The 16,316-nt window shown below is 66.4% G+C and carries 17 protein-coding genes; 6 read left to right on the forward strand and 11 right to left on the reverse strand.

Annotation, left to right across the window (positions count from 1 at the left end; all coding sequences use genetic code 11):
• Positions 1-146 precede the first annotated feature (146 nt).
• Positions 147-2,309 carry a selenide, water dikinase SelD gene (locus IEX41_RS11615; protein WP_188790413.1) on the forward strand — a complete coding sequence of 721 codons (2,163 nt, stop codon included), beginning with the start codon at positions 147-149 and terminating at the stop codon, positions 2,307-2,309.
• Positions 2,310-2,660: 351 nt separating this feature from the next.
• Here the strand turns inward: IEX41_RS11615 and mnmH are convergent, their stop codons facing one another.
• From mnmH to fabA, 6 genes are all read right to left on the reverse strand, one after another.
• Positions 2,661-3,707, reverse strand: coding sequence for a tRNA 2-selenouridine(34) synthase MnmH (gene mnmH / locus IEX41_RS11620; RefSeq protein ID WP_188790414.1), 1,047 nt, complete (start codon positions 3,705-3,707; stop codon positions 2,661-2,663).
• A 127-nt stretch (positions 3,708-3,834) separates the two neighbouring features.
• The gene (hisH, locus tag IEX41_RS11625; RefSeq protein WP_188790415.1) at positions 3,835-4,470 is read right to left on the reverse strand and encodes an imidazole glycerol phosphate synthase subunit HisH; all 636 of its coding nucleotides are present in this window, start codon (positions 4,468-4,470) and stop codon (positions 3,835-3,837) included.
• A gap of 10 nt (positions 4,471-4,480) precedes the next feature.
• Positions 4,481-5,272, reverse strand: a complete 792-nt coding sequence (locus IEX41_RS11630) for an enoyl-ACP reductase FabI (protein ID WP_188790416.1) — start codon at positions 5,270-5,272, stop codon at positions 4,481-4,483.
• 28 nt (positions 5,273-5,300) lie between these two features.
• On the reverse strand, positions 5,301-6,530 hold the full coding sequence (fabB, locus tag IEX41_RS11635; RefSeq protein WP_188790417.1) for a beta-ketoacyl-ACP synthase I: 1,230 nt from the start codon (positions 6,528-6,530) through the stop codon (positions 5,301-5,303).
• 102 nt (positions 6,531-6,632) lie between these two features.
• Complete coding sequence (locus IEX41_RS11640; RefSeq protein ID WP_188790418.1) at positions 6,633-7,349, reverse strand: peptidoglycan-binding domain-containing protein; 717 nt, start codon at positions 7,347-7,349, stop codon at positions 6,633-6,635.
• Between the two features lie 260 nt (positions 7,350-7,609).
• A complete protein-coding gene (gene fabA / locus IEX41_RS11645; protein ID WP_188790419.1) occupies positions 7,610-8,119 on the reverse strand; it encodes a bifunctional 3-hydroxydecanoyl-ACP dehydratase/trans-2-decenoyl-ACP isomerase in 510 nt (169 codons plus the stop codon).
• A 228-nt stretch (positions 8,120-8,347) separates the two neighbouring features.
• On the opposite strand from fabA, the gene irrA reads away from it, so the two are divergent.
• Together irrA and IEX41_RS11655 are read left to right on the forward strand one after the other, a co-directional pair.
• Entirely contained in the window at positions 8,348-8,767 is a 420-nt protein-coding gene (irrA, locus tag IEX41_RS11650; protein ID WP_188790420.1) for an iron response transcriptional regulator IrrA, read from the forward strand.
• 87 nt (positions 8,768-8,854) lie between these two features.
• Positions 8,855-9,541, forward strand: coding sequence for an FAD-binding oxidoreductase (locus IEX41_RS11655; RefSeq protein ID WP_188790421.1), 687 nt, complete (start codon positions 8,855-8,857; stop codon positions 9,539-9,541).
• 65 nt (positions 9,542-9,606) lie between these two features.
• Here the strand turns inward: IEX41_RS11655 and IEX41_RS11660 are convergent, their stop codons facing one another.
• From IEX41_RS11660 to IEX41_RS11670, 3 genes are all read right to left on the reverse strand, one after another.
• Positions 9,607-10,482, reverse strand: a complete 876-nt coding sequence (locus tag IEX41_RS11660; protein ID WP_188790422.1) for a hypothetical protein — start codon at positions 10,480-10,482, stop codon at positions 9,607-9,609.
• Between the two features lie 69 nt (positions 10,483-10,551).
• Complete coding sequence (locus tag IEX41_RS11665) at positions 10,552-11,859, reverse strand: aspartate aminotransferase family protein (protein ID WP_188790423.1); 1,308 nt, start codon at positions 11,857-11,859, stop codon at positions 10,552-10,554.
• Positions 11,856-12,878, reverse strand: a complete 1,023-nt coding sequence (locus IEX41_RS11670; RefSeq protein WP_229673174.1) for a phosphotransferase enzyme family protein — start codon at positions 12,876-12,878, stop codon at positions 11,856-11,858. The genes IEX41_RS11665 and IEX41_RS11670 overlap by 4 nt, the downstream gene beginning before the upstream one ends.
• A gap of 139 nt (positions 12,879-13,017) precedes the next feature.
• Here IEX41_RS11670 and fabG point away from each other — a divergent pair, with 139 nt between their 5' ends.
• The 3 genes from fabG (at position 13,018) to IEX41_RS21520 (ending at position 14,302) form a co-directional block, all read left to right on the forward strand.
• On the forward strand, positions 13,018-13,797 hold the full coding sequence (gene fabG, locus IEX41_RS11675) for a 3-oxoacyl-ACP reductase FabG (protein ID WP_188790424.1): 780 nt from the start codon (positions 13,018-13,020) through the stop codon (positions 13,795-13,797).
• A gap of 86 nt (positions 13,798-13,883) precedes the next feature.
• Positions 13,884-14,117: a hypothetical protein gene (locus IEX41_RS21515; protein ID WP_229673176.1), complete on the forward strand. Its 234-nt coding sequence runs from the start codon at positions 13,884-13,886 to the stop codon at positions 14,115-14,117.
• A gap of 17 nt (positions 14,118-14,134) precedes the next feature.
• On the forward strand, positions 14,135-14,302 hold the full coding sequence (locus tag IEX41_RS21520) for an isochorismatase family protein (protein ID WP_229673178.1): 168 nt from the start codon (positions 14,135-14,137) through the stop codon (positions 14,300-14,302).
• Between the two features lie 59 nt (positions 14,303-14,361).
• Here the strand turns inward: IEX41_RS21520 and IEX41_RS11685 are convergent, their stop codons facing one another.
• Entirely contained in the window at positions 14,362-15,726 is a 1,365-nt protein-coding gene (locus tag IEX41_RS11685; protein WP_188790425.1) for an MFS transporter, read from the reverse strand.
• A 64-nt stretch (positions 15,727-15,790) separates the two neighbouring features.
• Positions 15,791-16,243 (reverse strand): MarR family winged helix-turn-helix transcriptional regulator, encoded by a 453-nt coding sequence (locus IEX41_RS11690; protein WP_188790426.1) that lies wholly within the window; start codon positions 16,241-16,243, stop codon positions 15,791-15,793.
• Between the last annotated feature and the right edge of the window lie 73 nt (positions 16,244-16,316).

The following is a 16,316-nucleotide window of genomic DNA, read 5'->3' on the forward strand; positions in this document are numbered from 1 at the left end:
GGCCAAGGGCTGCCCGAAGGGCAGCACGTCATGCTGCCGGACGGGCAGGGCGAGCGGTTCTGAGGGCCCGGCGCGGTCAGGGTATGTGGGCAGCAGTCGAGGGGCGTGCTAGACCGCGCTTCAACACCGTCTACCCGGAGCCTGCCATGAAAGCCCCGACGCTGCCGCTGACCCGCGACCTCGTGCTGATCGGGGGCGGCCATGCCCATGCGCTGGTCCTGCGCATGTGGGGCATGGACCCGCTTCCGGGCGCGCGCGTCACGCTGATCAACCCCGGCCCCACCGCGCCCTATTCGGGGATGCTGCCGGGCCACGTGGCTGGCCATTACCCGCGCGAGGCGCTGGATATCGACCTTGTGCAGCTTGCCCGGTTCGCCGGGGCGCGGGTGATCCTAGGGGCCGCCTCGGGGATCGACCTTGCCCGGCGCGAGATCGCTGTGGACGGTCGACCCCCGGTTGGCTTCGATGTCGCCTCTATCGACATCGGCGTAACCTCGGACATGCCCGACCTTCCGGGCTTTGCCGATCATGGCGTGCCGGCCAAGCCGCTCGGTTCCTTCGCGAGCCGCTGGCAGGCCTATCTTGGCGGTAATGGCCCGGCCTCCGTGGCCGTGATCGGTGGCGGTGTTGCCGGGGCCGAGCTGGCCGCTGCCATGGCCCATGCCCTGCGGGGGCGGGGCCGTGCGGCCTCGGTGCGGCTGGTGGACCGGGGGCCGGCGCTGTCGGCGCTGCGCCCGAAGGCTGCGGCCAAGTTGCGCAAGGCGCTGAGCGTGCAGGGGGTCGAGATCATCGAACAGGCGCAGATCGCCCAGGTCACTGCCGAGGGGCTGGTGCTGGCCGATGGAACCCAGCTGGCGGCGGATTTCGTCACCGGCGCGGCGGGCGCAAGGCCCCAAGGCTGGCTGGCAGAGACCGGCCTTGCGCTGAAGGACGGCTACGTGTCGGTGAACGCCTGCCTGCAAAGCTCGGACCCCGATATCTTTGCGGCGGGGGACTGCGCCCATCTCAGCGCCTCTCCGCGCCCCAAGGCCGGGGTCTTTGCGGTGCGCGAGGCGCCGATCCTGCTCGGGAACCTTCGCAGGCGGCTGGCGGAGGAGGGCGCTCTGAAGCCCTACCGGCCGCAGCGCGATTACCTCAAGCTGATCTCGCTGGGAGAGCAGAGCGCCCTTGCGGACCGCTTCGGCATCGCGCCCTCGGGGCCGCTCATGTGGCGCTGGAAGGATCACATCGACCGCAAATTCATGCGCAGGTTCACCGACCTGCCGCAGATGACCTCGCCGCCGCTGCCGGTACCCCGCGCCGCCGGCAGCATTGAGGCGCTCGGCGACAAGCCCATGTGCGGCGGCTGCGGCGCAAAGGTGGGGCGTGATGCGCTTGGCGCTGCACTGGCCCAGCTGCCTCCACCCCGCCGCGAGGACGTGACCGCGCTGCCTGGGGACGACGCTGCGCTGCTGCTGACCGGGGGCGTGCGGCAGGTGATGACCACGGACCACCTGCGCGCCTTCGTGGACGACCCGGTGATGATGACCCGCATCGCCACGGTCCACGCATTGGGCGACATCTGGGCCATGGGCGCCGAGCCGCAGGCGGCCACCCTCGCGCTGACCCTGCCACGTATGTCCGAAACTCTGGCCGCCCGAACCCTGACCGAGATCATGGCCACCGCTTCCGACATTCTGCGCGAGGCCGGGGCCGAGGTGGTGGGCGGGCACAGCTCCATGGGCGACGAGATGACCATCGGCCTGTCACTCACCGGCCTTTGCGAGGCAGACCCGATCACCTTGCGCGGCGCGCGGCAGGGTGATGACCTTGTGCTGACCAAACCCATCGGGTCCGGCGTTGTCATGGCCGCCGAAATGCAGGGCCTTGCCCGCGGGGCAGACGTGGCGGTGGCACTGGACAGCATGGCGCGGCCTCAGGGCGAGGCGGCGCGTCTTTTGCGCGGGGCCCATGCAATGACGGATGTCACGGGCTTTGGCCTTGCGGGGCACCTGCACGGCATTCTCATGGCCTCGGGCCTGTCGGCCAAGCTGGACCTCGCGGCGATCCCGCTGCTGCCCGGCGCGCTGGGGCTGGCGGAGCGGGGCGTGCGGTCGACGCTGTATCCCAAGAACCGTGATGCGGTGCCCGGTCTGGCGGGGACGGGCGCACTGGTGGACCTGCTCTTCGATCCGCAGACCGGGGGCGGGCTGCTGGCGGCGATCCCGGAAGGCGCGTCACGGGTGACAGAGCTGAGGGAGGCGGGCTTCGAGGCCGCTGTCATCGGCCGGATCGAGGGCACCTGGCCCGGTCATATCGAACTGGCCTGAGAGGGCGACCGTCGACACACGCTCGTCCAGCGTCCAGCATACCGTGAACGGTCCCTCACGCTCGGGGGAGGGGCCGTGCGCCGGGTCCAAAGACCTGCTTTGTCGGAGGGCGAGTGCCTGAGAGTTGCACCTTGGATCACACACCCGCCGCCCTGCGGTTCGGAGACTGTACCGAGCCTACCAAAGGCCGCTTCCCGGCGCTACGCACTGCTAACCTCTTCCATGTGGGTATCGCGTGCGGACGCCGGGCGGCCCACGCGTTTGGGCTTTGCTCAGCCTCCGGGCATCACATGATATGCCATGAGCCATGGTGCGCTGCATTGGCCCTTCGGCCTTGCAAGATGACGCCGATCAGCTCCGAAGCCGCTCGGCCATGCGCTCGGCCAACGCCTCGAGTCCGGCATCATCGAGGGTCAGCGTCTCAAAGCGGCTCATCACGTCGGGGGTCATGGCACGCATGGATTTCTCGTAGGCCGGATCGTAGTGATCCGCCGCCAGCGACCGGCAGAGCGCCACCCGCTCGCCTGCGTCGATCAGCGTGTCCCAATGGTTCACGAGCTCGTGGCCGCGATGGTAGCGCAGCGGCCCGAGCATGTCCTTCAGCCGTTCGCCGTCGGACAGGATGTCATCGTAGGCGGCATCGAGATAGTGCGCCCTTGCCTCGAGCGGGGCGGTGACCTCGACCCATTTCGCGGTCTTCATCGCCTCCCACAGGGAGGGTGGCAGCAGGATCTGCCCGATCTTGGAGCTTTCGGCCTCGACCAGTACGGGCCGGGCCGGATCGAGCGCGTTCATCGCCTGCGCCAACGCCGTCTCGAAGGCCTTCTGGCTGGGCTGCCCGCCCATGCCGCCAAGCAGCGAGCCGCGGTGGTTCGCCAGCCCCTCGAGATCAAGCACCTGCACGCCGCGTGCCGCAAGCTTCGGCAAAAGGGCGGTCTTGGCAGTGCCTGTGTAGCCGCCAAGCTGGATCAGCCGGAAGGGCAGCGGCTCGTCGTAGAGCGCCGCCGTCACGAGGCGGCGGTAGGTGCGGTAGCCGCCCTCGACAACCTCGGCCCGCCAGCCGATCTGGCTCAGCATCCAGCCGAACGAGCCCGAGCGTTGCCCGCCGCGCCAGCAGTAGACCAGCGGCCGCCAGCCACCATCATGGTGCGACAGCGGCCCCTCGATATGCGCGGCGGCATTGCGGAACACCAGCGCTGCGCCCAGCTTGCGGGCAAGGAAGGGCGACTGCTGCTTATAGATGGTGCCGACGCGGGCGCGTTCCTCGTTGTCGAGAACCGGCAGACTGATGGCGCCGGGGACGTGATCCTCGGCGTATTCGGCAGGGCTTCGCACGTCGATGACCGTGTCGAAGCCGTGGTTCAGGATGGCGGAGAGGGAGGTGAAGGCGCGCGGCATGACTGCGGTTCTACTCCGGGAGCGGCCAAGGGGGAAGCCTTTCCCGACAGCCGCGCCACAGGCCCGTCAGCAGGGTGCCCGGGGCAGGCCCGATGGGGCCGGGGGCTGGCCCCCGGACGCCGGATCGTCAGGGTTTCCAGCCGAGGAAGTTCGCGATCATCCGCAGGCCGGCGTGGGCGCTTTTCTCAGGGTGGAACTGGAAGCCCACCACCGTGTCCTTCGCCACCACGGCAGTCACGTCACCGGCGTAATCCACGTGGGCGACGCGCTGCGCGGGATCAGCCATCTCCATCTGGTAGGAGTGGACGAAATAGGCGTGCTCGCCGCTCGACAGCCCGTCAAGCACCGGGTGGGGCGTGTCGACCACGAGATCGTTCCAGCCCATGTGCGGCACCTTGAAGGACGGATCGGCGGGCCGGATGCGGCGCACTTCGCCGTCGATCCAGCCAAGGCCAGGCGTGTCCTCGTATTCATGCCCGGTGCGGGCCAGAAGCTGCATGCCCACGCAGATTCCAAGGAAGGGCACACCGCGGGTTTCCACCGCCTCGATCATCGCCTGGAAGCAGCCCGATTTGCGCAGCGCAGCGGCGCAGGACGGGAAGGCCCCGTCGCCGGGCAACACGATGCGGTCGGCCTTTGCCACAACGTCAGGGTCCGTGGTGACCACCACCTTGCCGGCACCCGTTTCGGCGGCCATGCGCTGGAACGCCTTTTCCGCCGAGTGCAGATTGCCGCTTTCGTAGTCGATGATTGCGGTCAGCATGGGCGTGCCTTCAGAGGTTCTCGTACTGGGGCATGCCCAGCACGTGGTAGCCGCCATCGACGTGGATGATCTCACCGGTGGTGAAAGCGCCCGCGTCGGACACGAGGTAGACCGCCGTGCCGCCCACCGCCTCGAGTGTGGCGTTGGAACGCAGGGGCGCGTTCGTGTCGGTGTGCTTGTAGGTCTTGCGCGCACCGCCGATGGCCGCCCCGGCAAGGGTCTTCATCGGGCCGGGGGACACGGCGTTGACACGGATGCCGTCGGGGCCAAGATCGTTGGCAAGGTAGCGGGTCGCCGATTCCAGCGCCGCCTTGGCCACGCCCATGACGTTGTAGTTCGGCACCACGCGGTGCGAGCCGTCATAGGTGAGGGTCAGCAGCGTGCCGCCGTTCTCGACCATCAGCGGATGCGCACGGCGCGCCACGTCGAGGAAGCTGTAGCACGAGATGTCGAGCGAGTTGCGGAAGTTGTCGCGGCTGGTGTTGAGGATCCGGCCCGTGAGCTCCGACTTGTCGGAGAAGGCGATGGCGTGGACCACGAAGTCGATGGTCGGCCAGCGTGCGCCAAGCTGCTCGAACGCAGCATCCAGCGAGGCATCGTCGGTCACGTCCACGTCGACCATGAAATCGCTGCCGACCGACGCCGCCAGCGGTTCCAACCGCTTGCCGAAGGCTTCACCCTGGTAGGTGAAGGCCAGCTCGGCCCCGGCTTCGTGCAGCGCCTTGGCGATGCCCCATGCGATCGAGCGGTCGTTCGCGACGCCCATGACCAGACCGCGTTTGCCCTTCAGAAGCTCCGACATGTCGTTCTATCCGTTGCTTTTATTGTTGTCAGTCGAGGTAGCGGGACAGCAGCATGGAGCCGTTGGTTCCGCCGAAGCCGAAGGAGTTGGTCAATACCGTATCAAGGCCCGCGTTCTCGACCAGCGAGGTGGCGATCTCGGCCGGCTTCAGCGCCTCGTCGAGGGTTTCGACGTTGATCGACGGGATGATGAAGTCGTTCTTCAGTGCCAGCAGGCAATAGATCGCTTCCTGCGCGCCGGTGGCGCCCTGGCTGTGGCCGGTCATCGACTTGGTCGAGCTGATGGGCGGCGTGCTGCCGTCGCCGAAGACACGGCGTACCGCCTCGACCTCGCCGACATCGCCGACCGGGGTCGAGGTGCCGTGCGCGTTGATGTAGCCGACCTTGCGGCCTTCGGCCAGGGTCTGAAGCGCAAGCCGCATGGCGCGCTCGCCGCCTTCGCCGGAGGGGGCGACCATGTTGTGCCCGTCAGAGGTGGCGGCATAGCCGGTGACTTCGGCGTAGATCGTCGCGCCGCGCGCCTTGGCGTGTTCCAGGTCTTCGAGCACGACGATGCCGCCGCCGCCCGAGATGACGAAACCGTCCCGGTCCTTGTCGAACGCGCGCGAAGCCTTTTGCGGCGTGTCGTTGTATTTCGAGGACATGGCGCCCATTGCATCAAACAGGCAGGACAGGGTCCAGTCCAGTTCCTCGCCGCCGCCTGCGAACATCACGTCCTGCTTGCCCATCATGATCTGCTCGGCTGCGTTGCCGATGCAATGCAGCGAGGTCGAGCAGGCCGAGGTGATGGAGTAGTTGATGCCCTTGATCTGGAACGCGGTGGCGAGGTTCGCCGACACGGTCGAGCTCATGGCCTTGGGCACGGCGACGGGGCCAACGCGCTTGGTGCTGCCCGAGTTCAGGACAGCCTGATGCGCGGTCAGCAGCGCCGAGGTGGACGGCCCGCCCGAGCCGGCGACAAGGCCGGTGCGCGGGTTGATGATGTCGCTCTCCTCAAGCCCCGCATCGGCGATGGCCTGCTGCATGGCGATATGGGCGTAGGCGGCACCCGGGCCCATGAAGCGCAGGGCGCGCTTTTCCACGTGGGCCGAGAGGTCGATGTCGACGGCACCCGCGATCTGGCTGCGGAAACCGTGTTCCTTCATCTGTTCGTTGGCGGTGATGCCCGAACGGCCCGCCTTCAGAGATGCGAGAACCTCTTCGGCGTTGTTGCCGATGGACGATACGATGCCCAGTCCGGTGACGACGACGCGGCGCATATGGCCTCCCTTGTGTTGGTTGCCCGGTGTTTAGGGCAAGAGGGGAGGGGCGTGCAAGGACGGGTTTGGCCCGCGCCGCTGCTTGCGGCGCGGCGAATGGCGTCAGTCGCGCGCCTTTTCAACCCGGCTGAGGATGTAATAGGCCTGCATGCGGCTGGCCTTGTGTTCCAGCGTCTGTAGGGCTTCGGCCTCGCGGGCCGCGGTGGCGCCTTCGCCGGAACAGGGGGATGCGCTGTCTTCGAGAGTTTCGGCGCTGACCTGCAGCATCCAGTCCATGAAATCCTCGAAGTAGTAGATCACCTGCGCATCGCGAAAGACCCCTGAGATGAGCTTTTCCGCATCGGTCTCGGTCGGGCCGGTGCCATTGCAGCTGAGCTGGGCATAGAAGTCGGGAAAATGCGCAAACTCCGAGATGGCGTCATCGCTGGGGGCCACCTTGGCGGCGCGGGCAAAGCGGTTGCAGTAATCGAGGTTGCTGTCCACGGCGTTGGCGGGGGTCACGCAGCGGGCGTAGACATCGGCCAGGGCGTTGCGGGGATCGGGGGTGTCGCCAAAGGCGCGGGCATACCGGTCGGCAAAGCCCTGAAGCGCATCTTCGGTCTGATCGGTCCGCAGCCCGTCGATGGCGCCAAGATTGAAGCCCAGCGAGACAAGTTCTTGCTGGACGCGGCTTGCATCCAGACTAACTGCGCTGAAGCCGCCGAATGCTGCGGCTGCCTCCGCGGCCGGTATCGGTGCGGTCCCAATTGGGCTGGGCGATGCAGCTGTCGTCTGTGCGGCACAAACCAAAGCTCCTGCAAGGCAGGCGATCCGAGACATGTGTTCCTCCTTTGGAATGGTCGATCGGTTCCTATTCGATGCTGCATCAATCCCGTCTTTCATAAAAGACAGGCACTAATATCCTGTTATCATCTTGCAAGAAATTGCCGCTTCAGCGTGTTGGGCCGAGATTACTGCCTGCGAAGCGTGCAGTTCGCGGCCGCGTCAGTCTTGGCCGGAGCTGTTTGGCGGGGCGGGCCACGCATGAAAAAGGGGACCGCCACAGCGATCCCCTTCCTGACATGCGTTGAGGTCCGGCCTCAGCTTTCGCTTAGTGCGACCTTCATGTCCTTGACCTGATAGATCACTTCGCCATCAGCTTCTACGATGCCGTCGGCGACACCCATGGTCAGGCGGCGGGTCTGCACGGCCTTGGTGAAGTCGATCTTGTAGGTCAGCATCTTGCGGTCCGGCCGCACCATTCCGGTCAGCTTCACCTCGCCCACGCCAAGCGCATAGCCGCGCCCCTGCCAGCCACGCCAGCCGAGGTTGAAGCCGGTCAGCTGCCACAGGCCGTCAAGGCCGAGGCAGCCGGGCATGATCGGGTTTCCGGGAAAGTGGCAGTCGAAGAACCACAGGTCCGGAGTGATGTCGAACTCGGCAATCACGTGGCCCTTGCCATGAGCGCCGCCATCCCCCGAAATCTCGGTGATGCGGTCCATCATCAGCATGGGCGGCGCGGGAAGCTGCGCGTTGCCCGGGCCGAAAAGCTCGCCGCGGGCGCATTTGAGAAGGTCTTCCTTGCCGAAGCTGGTCGGGTAGTCGGCCATGTGTCGAAGGCCCCTTGTTGCGTGTTGTGTCAATAGGTCGGGTTCGGGCCTTCCTCTATCACCGGCCGCGCGCCGCTTGCAAGGCTGGCGCGGTGGGGAAAGGGCGGGCGCAAAGCTGGTACGAAGAGCGCGGTCAGGGCGGGGCATGGGCCGCTCGCGAGAATTCCATTTGAAATCGCAGGCCCCGAACCCTTATATTCACAAGGCGTCGATACGATTGGAAAGCATATGACCACCGAAGCAATTCGCAGGGGCACGGAGTGGCTGGGCGAGGCGGGCGTTCGCCCCACCCGTCAGCGCGTCGCGCTGGCGGCATTGCTTGTCGGAGACGGGAACAACCGTCACGTCACCGCCGAAAGCCTGTTTGCCGCCGTCAAGGACCAAGGTGAAAGCGTGTCGCTTGCCACGGTCTACAATACGCTCAAAGCGTTCTGTGAAGCCGGCCTGATGCAGGAAGTCACGGTAGACGGATCGCGCAGCTACTTCGACACCAACACCCACGAGCATCCGCATTTCTTCTGGGAACAGGACGGCCATCTCACTGATGCGCCCGCCGACCAGATGGTGATCTCGCGGCTGCCGGACGTGCCGGAGGGTTCTGAGATAGCCTCGGTGGACGTGGTGATCCGCCTGCGCCCCAAGACCTGAGCCGGACGGCAAATTCCTTTGAGAGGAATTTGTGCTGCGGAACCACCGGGCGCGGCTGCTGGTTTGCCTGTCAAAGGAGGATTTCCAATGACACGCAAGATTACCATCCGCTCTATCGATACAGTCACCCATGACACGTTGACGCTGACCCTCGACAAGCCGGAGGACTTTTCCTACGCCCCCGGTCAGGCCGCGCACATCGCCCTTGACCTCGACGACTGGCGCGAGGAATGGCGATCGTTCACCATGACCTCGCTGCCGCAGGAAGATCACCTCGAGTTCGTCATAAAGTGCTACCCTGAAAGCGACGAGGATCACGACGGCATGACCGCCCGCCTCGCCAAGCTTCAGCCCGGTGACGCGCTGATCTTCAAGGACGTGTGGGGCGCCATCGAGGACGAGGGGAATGGGGTCTTCATCGCCGGCGGCGCCGGGGTCACGCCCTTCATCTCGATCCTGCGCAAGAAGCTCGACCAGAAGGGCACCCTGGATGGCAACACGCTCATCTTCTCGAACAAGGCGGAGCGCGACATCATCCTGCGTGACGATTTCGACAAGATGCCGGGCCTCCAGACCCGCTACATCGTCACCGACGAGCCCGACAGCCCGCTCTACCATGACCGCATCGATGCGGATCTGCTCTCGGAATACGTCTCGGCCGGGCGTGACACCTGCTACATCTGTGGGCCCCAGCCCATGCTGGACGAGTTAAGTGACGCGCTCAAGAAGATCGGCGTTAAAGACAGCGACATCGTCACCGAGCAGTTCGACTGATCCCGCAAAGGGGTATCCCGCATAAGGTCAGAGCGTCATCCTGCTTCGAACCGGAGCGGGGTGCGCTAGAACCATTGCCCGGGCTCCATCAACCCCAGGTCCAGAAGCTGGCGTGAATGCCATTCGAACGGCACGGAGTTGTGCCAGCGGAAGCTGTCGATGTCGAAGCTGCTTCCCGGATTGCGCTTCAGCGCTTTCGCTGTGCGGAACGACACCAGCGCCGCCGTGAGGTTGTTATGCCACGGGCAGGCATAGGTATTGTATTCCTCGTCCGAGAATAGGTGGCTCTCCCGCAGTTTCAGCCCTGCCTTGGCACGGAAGATCGAGATCCGGTCGATCCTGCGACGCTCCTCCGGGATGTGTTCTTCATAGCGCCAACGCAGACCTCCGAAGAAATCCAGTTGCCGTTCGTGCGGATGGTTGTGGCGGGCCGGATCGCTTCTGGCCTGCGCATAGTAACCCGACCGATCCAGCCATGCATCGTCCAGCGACACGCCGTTCGGGAACCGCGTCAGGCTGCCGGGGTAGAGGTCGATCACGTAGGTCAGCATGGCTGACCGCCGTTCTTCCGCATGGAAGGTCAGCATCTCGGCAATCAGCCGGGTCTCGCAATAGGGATAGAAGAGGTATTCCGCGTTGTAGCACCAGAACATCCACGTCCCCAGGCCTGCGTCGTTCACCCGGTTCACCGCGTCGGGGACCGCCCGGTCCGCCCCGAGATCGTAATCCACCCGGTGCACGCGGCGCTCCACGTCGCTGGCAAGGGTAATGTGCGGCGACATGAAGCCGATGACGCAGTGAAAACCGCACTGAATGTGGTGGCGCAGGGTGGTGTCGACTTCGGTCTGGTCCTCGCAGAACACCATGGCAACGGGCCCTTTCCCAAGGGCGGCCTTCCCCTGCCTGAGGAACGCGTCCAGTCCCGAATACCGCCCCGACATGCCCAAGACCTCCTTGAGGGAGTTTTGATGCAGAGTCCTTGATATTCCGTGGCTTTGCAAGGGCGGGCGTCAATCCTCGATGGCGTCGGTGAGGCTGCGAAGGAACCCATCCGCTTCGCCTGCGGTGAGGCACAGGGGCGGGCGCACCTTCAGTGTCGCGCCAAAACGCCCGGCGGCTCCGATGAGAATCCCGGCCTCGCGCAAGGCGTTGATGACGGTGACGGTGTATTCAGGGTCTGGCGCGGCCTCGGCATCCGCCGTGCAAAGGTCCACGCCGATGAACAGCCCCGCACCGCGCACATCCGCGATACGGGGGGACCTTGCTGAAAGCGCCTTCAGGCCTGACAGAAGATGTGCCCCGACCTGCGCGGCATTGGCCTGCAGCGCCTCGGTCTCGATCACCTCGAGCACCGCAAGGCCTGCCGCCGCCGCCACCGGATTGCCGCCGAAAGTGTTGAAATACCCCGTTTCCCGGCAGAAGGCCGCAAGGTGATCGGGCCGTGCCGCCATGCCCGCCACGGGAAAGCCGTTGCCCATGGGTTTGCCCATGGTCACGATGTCCGGGCAAAGCCCATGCCGCGCAAACCCCCAGAACGCCTCGCCGGTGCGCCCGAAGCCCGGTTGCACCTCATCTGAGATGACCAGCCCTCCGGCGGACTGCACGGCCTCTGCCGCCGGGGCCAGAAAGCCCGCAGGGTCCGCAAAGATCCCGTCGGAGCTGAAGATCGAATCCACCAGCAGCGCCGCCGTTCCCATGCCGCGTCGGGCCAGCTCTGCCATGGCGGCCTCGGTCGCCGCGCGGAACCCGGCAGAGATGTCCTCGCCATAGCTCGCATGGCCGGGGGCGGGGATGGCGATGACGCTGTCGGGCAGTCTGCCGCGCTTTAGGGCGGAAGGCGACGCCTCGGTCACCAGCGCGGTGTTGCCGTGATAGGCAGTCTCGGTGACGATGATGCCGCGCGCGCCGGTCACGGCCCGCGCTACCCGGATCGCAAGGTCGTTTGCCTCGGACCCCGAGCAGGTCAGCACCACGTTCTCAAGGTGGTCCGGAAGCCTCGCCTTGAGCGCATCAAGGTAGTCATCGACGATGCCCACCACGTAGCGGGTGTTGGTGTTAAGCGTGGCGATCTGGCGGCTCACGGCCTCCACCACCTTTGGATGCGAATGCCCCACCGACGGCACGTTGTTGTAGAAGTCGAGATAGCGCCTGCCGTCCTTTGCCATCATCCACGCGCCCGAGGCGGACACCATCTCGATCGGCTCGCGATAGAACAGCACCGACGCCGCCCCGAGGTTGCCCAGCCGCCGGGCCACCGCGCCGGTGGCGCCCGCGCCGTCAAAGGCGTTCATGTCGAGGATCTGCCGAACCTTGCTCATGCGCCATGCTCCGCCATGTAGGCGCGGGCCAGCGCGACGGTGCCTTGGGTATAGGTGCCGTGCCCCGCAAGGGCGGCCGTTTCAGTTTCTGCGTGGCTCGCGATCCATGCGGTCAGCAGCAGGCGGCGGACCATCACGAAGGTGGGGATCATGGCAACATGCTCGTCGCCTAGCGGCGCGACGCTGCGGTAGCCGCGCACCCAAGCTTCCTGAAGGACTGGCAGATAGGGTTCGGTTTCAAGGAAGGACACCGCGGCGGCGAAATCATAGACGAACCACGAAAAGCCGCAGTCGTCGAAGTCGATCACACCAAGCCGCCCGTCATCTTCCAGAAGGTTGGCAAGCCGCAGGTCCGCATGCACCAGCCCGAAGCGGTCCGGCCCCGCGCCATAGGCCGCAAGCTTCGCCTCGAGCAGGTTGCAAAGCCGTTCCAGCGTATCGCGCCCGCCTGCGTCGAGGGCGATGGCCTCGCGCCAGTCTCCCCAGAGCGGGGCGGGGCCAAAGGAGGTCTCGAAATTCCACGTCTTGCGGGTGAACCCCTCGGGCGGGGGCCAGCCGCGCACATGGGCATGCAGCCGGGCCGAGATCGCGCCCAGCATCTCGAACCCTGACGCAAGGTCTTCGCTTGCCTCGGGCTCGGACCCGGACATGAAGGCGAAGGCCACCACGTGCCGGGTCTCGGGTCCGTCCTCAAAGCTTGCGATGAGGCTGCCGTCGGTCATCGGCAGAGGAGCGGGGGTGTCCACCGCGCCATCGGCCCGCAGCGCCTCGATCCACGAAAGCTCGGACGCGATTTCGGACCTCGTGTGATAGGCGGGGCGGTGGACGCGCAGGATCACCGGCGCGGGGCGGGCGGGATCGGTGGCAAGGAAGGTGGCGTTCTCGGACAGGGTCAGCAACCGCACCTGCGTGTCCTCGGACAGCCCCCAGCGCGGCAGCAGCGATATCGCCCCAAGGCGCAGCCGTTCCGTGAAGCCGCTTTCATACAGTCCCGCCATGCCATCCTGCCCCTTTTCCATGCAATCCTCTCAGGGGCTAGGAGCTTGGCCTTTGACTTGCAACATTTTGCTTGCGGCTCGCCACACCATCGCGGCTCACTGCCGGGGAACTGCCCGAAAGCGAGGCATCCACCAACAGGGACAACAGGGAGAACGGCACATGCTCACATCCATCGCAGGCAAGTCGGTCATCGTTACCGGCGGCTCCAAGGGCATCGGTCGGGGCATCGCCATGGTCTTTGCCCGGCAGGGGGCAAAGGTGATGATCGCTGCGCGGGGCGAGGCTGCGGCGAAGGCCACGGTGGCCGAAATCGAGGCGGCGGGCGGGACCGCCGCATGGCATGCCACCGACGTCGCCGACTGGGACAGCGTGCAGCAGATGGTCGCCACCACTGTCGAAACCTTTGGGGGCGTCGACATCCTCTGCGCCAATGCCGGTATCTTCCCGCAGATCAAGCTGGTGGACATGTCCCCAAGCGACTGGGACGAGGTGATGTCAGTGAACCTCAAGAGCAGCTTTCTGTGCGTAAAGGCCTGCATCCCGATCTTCGAGAAGGCGAGCAAGGGGCGGGTGGTGCTCACCTCGTCGATCACCGGGCCGGTCACGGGCTATCCGGGCTGGGCGCATTACCGCGCGTCGAAATCGGGTCAGCTGGGTTTCCTTAAGACCGCCGCCATGGAGCTTGCGCGCTACGGCACGACCATCAACGCGGTGATGCCCGGCAACATCATGACTGAAGGGCTGGCGGATCTGGGGCAGGATTACCTCGACGGCATGGCCGCCTCGATCCCGCTGAAGCGGCTTGGCGCGGTGGAGGACATCGGCAACGCTGCGCTCTACTTTGCGTCCGACGAGGCGGGCTATGTCACCGGCCAGCAGATCGTGGTGGACGGCGGGCAGATCCTGCCCGAGAGCCTCGAGGCAATCAGCGAGATCTGATGTGTCTTGCGCCCCCGAGTGAAGGGACCGGGGCGATCCGCGTGGCCGCCCGTTGGCCGCCGTACTTTGCGCGGATGTGGGGGGTGGTGATCCATAAGACCGCCGCGCTGCAGGATCGGGTGCGTGCGCAGTGGATCGAGGCGATCCACGCTCGCATCGCCTGCCTCGACGACAGCGGCGCGGACCGCTCGCTCAGCCGGAAGACGCCGGGGGTCAACCACCTGCTGCCGCCCAAGGGCCGCGCTGACGCCCAGTTCGCCGACGCGGTCGCGCCGGTGGGGGACAAGCTCGTGTTGACCAAGACCACTGACAGCGCCTGACGGACACCAACCTTCGGATGGTGCTGCACAATCTGGGCGTGCGGGATGCCAAAGGGGCGGGGATCGTCACCGACCAGCGCATCAGCTCATCGGTGCGCTCGCTGGCTTACGAGAGCTTCGCTGTGGTGGTGGTCGAGGATTGCTGCGCCGCCGCCACGCGCGAGTTGCACGAGGTGGAACTGTGAATGATCAACATGATACACTGCCATGTGGCACCGGGCGAGGACGTCTGCAGCTTCTTGCCCTAGCGCGCCAGCCCGCGCCCGATGCCACGCCACGCGGCCAGTGTCAGCAGCCCGACGCCGATGGCGGCGATCCAGAACGGCAGCTCCAGCGCCGTGGCCCGTGGCAGCGGGCCATCGGCGGCGCGGGTGATGATCCCTGACAGGAGCAGCCCCACCGGCATCATGCCCCATGCCAGCAGCCGGTAGATGCTGTTGACCCGCCCCAGCAGCGGCCCCGGAATGAGGCGCTGCCGGGTGGCCACGGAGACCGTGTTCCACACCATCCCGGCGCAGTGGAATGCCGCCAGCACCGCCCCGAGGCTCGCCGCGCCCGAGGCCAGCGCGATGCCGACGAAGCTCGGTGCCGAGACCGCCAGCGCCCATTGCGCCACCCTGCCGGGGCCGAAGTGTTTGACCAGCGGCTCGCCGACAAAGCCGCCGAAAATGCCGCCCACCGCACCCGCTGCCAGCACGAGGCCGAAGGCCTGTGCCGACAGGCCAAGTCCCTCCTGCGCGTGCAGCACCAGCGCGATGCTGGCCATCTGGAAGAACAGGTTCCACAGCCCCGTGACCCCCGCCAGCAGCACCAGCAGCGGACGGGCGCGCAGGAACACCGCGCCCTCGGCCAGTTCGGTGCGCCATGGGCGCGGGCTGGTACGGCCCGGCGCAAAGCTGCCCGCGATGCTCAGGACCACCAGCGCGGCGGCGCCATAGGCCAGCGCGTTGAGCGCGAAGGGCAGGGGCAGGGCGATCGCCACCAGCGCCGCACCCAGTGGCGGGCCGATGAGGGCGTTGCCGGACAGCTCGGCGGCCCAAAGCCGCCCGTTGGCGGCCTCGAGCCGGGCATGGGGCACCATGGAGGGCAGCATAGTTTGGGCGGCATTATCGCGAAACACCTCCGCCGCGCCGACCAGCAACGCCCCCAGCACAAGCGCAAGGTAGGCGGGCACTGAGACAACGCCCACAACTGGCGCCGCCTGCGCGTTGGGCCGGGAGGCGGCTGCAGAGGGTGGAACGCTTACTGCGCCCGAGGGGGAAATTGCATCGGCGTGCGGCCCGGCCTCGAGGGACGGCGGCGCTGCCCCTGCAAATGTCGGCGCGGTCTCAGGCAGGGCCCACCATAACGCCAGCGCCACCAGCGCGAAGGCCGCCGCGCGCAGAAGGTCCATGGCAAGGATCAGTCGCCGCCGGTCGACCCGGTCGGTGATCACGCCCGCGACCAGCGCCAGAAGCGCCCATGGTGCCTGTTGCGCCACCGGCACCAGCGCCACCAGGAGCGGATCACGGGTCAGCAGAGACGCGGCCCAGGCCCATGCCACCAGCGCCACCCCGTCCCCGAGGTTGGTCAGCCCGCTCGCCGCGATGAAACGGGCGAGTGGGCTCATACGGCGCTAGGGGGCTGGCTCATCGGTCTCTCACAGGTGGCTCTTGCTGCGGCTTAAAGGGCGCTCACTCAGTGATGATCTTTTTCAGCAGGCGCAGCAGCGTTTCCTTCTCGCGCTCGCGCAGGGGGGCGAGGGTCTCGGCGCTGACCTTGATGGCGGCATTCACCGCCTCGTCGATAAGGGCGACCCCGTCCGGAGTGAGCGACACGAGATGCCGCCTCCGGTCGCCGGGGTCGGGGGCGGTGACGAGCAGGCCGCGCCCGATCAGCCGGTCAACCACGCCCTTGGTGGTCGCACCGTCCATGGCCACGGAACGCCCCAGAAGGTTCTGCGACATGGGGCCATCCTCGGCCAGCCGGTGCATGACGGAGAACTGCGTGGTGGTCAGGTTGCCCGGCACAAGCTCGGTGAAGATGTTGGAATTGCGCTGGTAGGCCTTGCGCAGCAGAAATCCGATCTGCTCATCAAGCAGGTAGCCATGGTCGGCCGAGGTACGGGCTCTGGGTGTATCGCTCACGTCGTGTCTCTCTCCCTGTCGGAAAACCGGAATAGCGGCATTCCATCTGCGGGGCAACGCCTTATGGTTGTTT

It is taken from the genome of Salipiger pallidus (assembly GCF_014643635.1).
In the GTDB taxonomy this organism is placed as follows: domain Bacteria; phylum Pseudomonadota; class Alphaproteobacteria; order Rhodobacterales; family Rhodobacteraceae; genus Salipiger; species Salipiger pallidus.

What these genes read in the sequence shown, in the direction of transcription:
- fabG (WP_188790424.1), top strand. Translation starts at nt 13,018, where the DNA reads ATGCTCACATCCATCGCAGGCAAGTCGGTCATCGTTACCGGCGGCTCC.
- IEX41_RS11670 (WP_229673174.1), bottom strand. Translation starts at nt 12,878, where the DNA reads ATGGAAAAGGGGCAGGATGGCATGGCGGGACTGTATGAAAGCGGCTTC.
- irrA (WP_188790420.1), top strand. Translation starts at nt 8,348, where the DNA reads ATGACCACCGAAGCAATTCGCAGGGGCACGGAGTGGCTGGGCGAGGCG.
- IEX41_RS11630 (WP_188790416.1), bottom strand. Translation starts at nt 5,272, where the DNA reads ATGTCGGAGCTTCTGAAGGGCAAACGCGGTCTGGTCATGGGCGTCGCG.
- IEX41_RS11640 (WP_188790418.1), bottom strand. Translation starts at nt 7,349, where the DNA reads ATGTCTCGGATCGCCTGCCTTGCAGGAGCTTTGGTTTGTGCCGCACAG.
- IEX41_RS11615 (WP_188790413.1), top strand. Translation starts at nt 147, where the DNA reads ATGAAAGCCCCGACGCTGCCGCTGACCCGCGACCTCGTGCTGATCGGG.
- fabB (WP_188790417.1), bottom strand. Translation starts at nt 6,530, where the DNA reads ATGCGCCGCGTCGTCGTCACCGGACTGGGCATCGTATCGTCCATCGGC.
- fabA (WP_188790419.1), bottom strand. Translation starts at nt 8,119, where the DNA reads ATGGCCGACTACCCGACCAGCTTCGGCAAGGAAGACCTTCTCAAATGC.
- IEX41_RS21520 (WP_229673178.1), top strand. Translation starts at nt 14,135, where the DNA reads ATGGTGCTGCACAATCTGGGCGTGCGGGATGCCAAAGGGGCGGGGATC.
- IEX41_RS11685 (WP_188790425.1), bottom strand. Translation starts at nt 15,726, where the DNA reads ATGAGCCCACTCGCCCGTTTCATCGCGGCGAGCGGGCTGACCAACCTC.
- IEX41_RS11655 (WP_188790421.1), top strand. Translation starts at nt 8,855, where the DNA reads ATGACACGCAAGATTACCATCCGCTCTATCGATACAGTCACCCATGAC.
- IEX41_RS11665 (WP_188790423.1), bottom strand. Translation starts at nt 11,859, where the DNA reads ATGAGCAAGGTTCGGCAGATCCTCGACATGAACGCCTTTGACGGCGCG.
- mnmH (WP_188790414.1), bottom strand. Translation starts at nt 3,707, where the DNA reads ATGCCGCGCGCCTTCACCTCCCTCTCCGCCATCCTGAACCACGGCTTC.
- IEX41_RS11660 (WP_188790422.1), bottom strand. Translation starts at nt 10,482, where the DNA reads ATGTCGGGGCGGTATTCGGGACTGGACGCGTTCCTCAGGCAGGGGAAG.
- hisH (WP_188790415.1), bottom strand. Translation starts at nt 4,470, where the DNA reads ATGCTGACCGCAATCATCGACTACGAAAGCGGCAATCTGCACTCGGCG.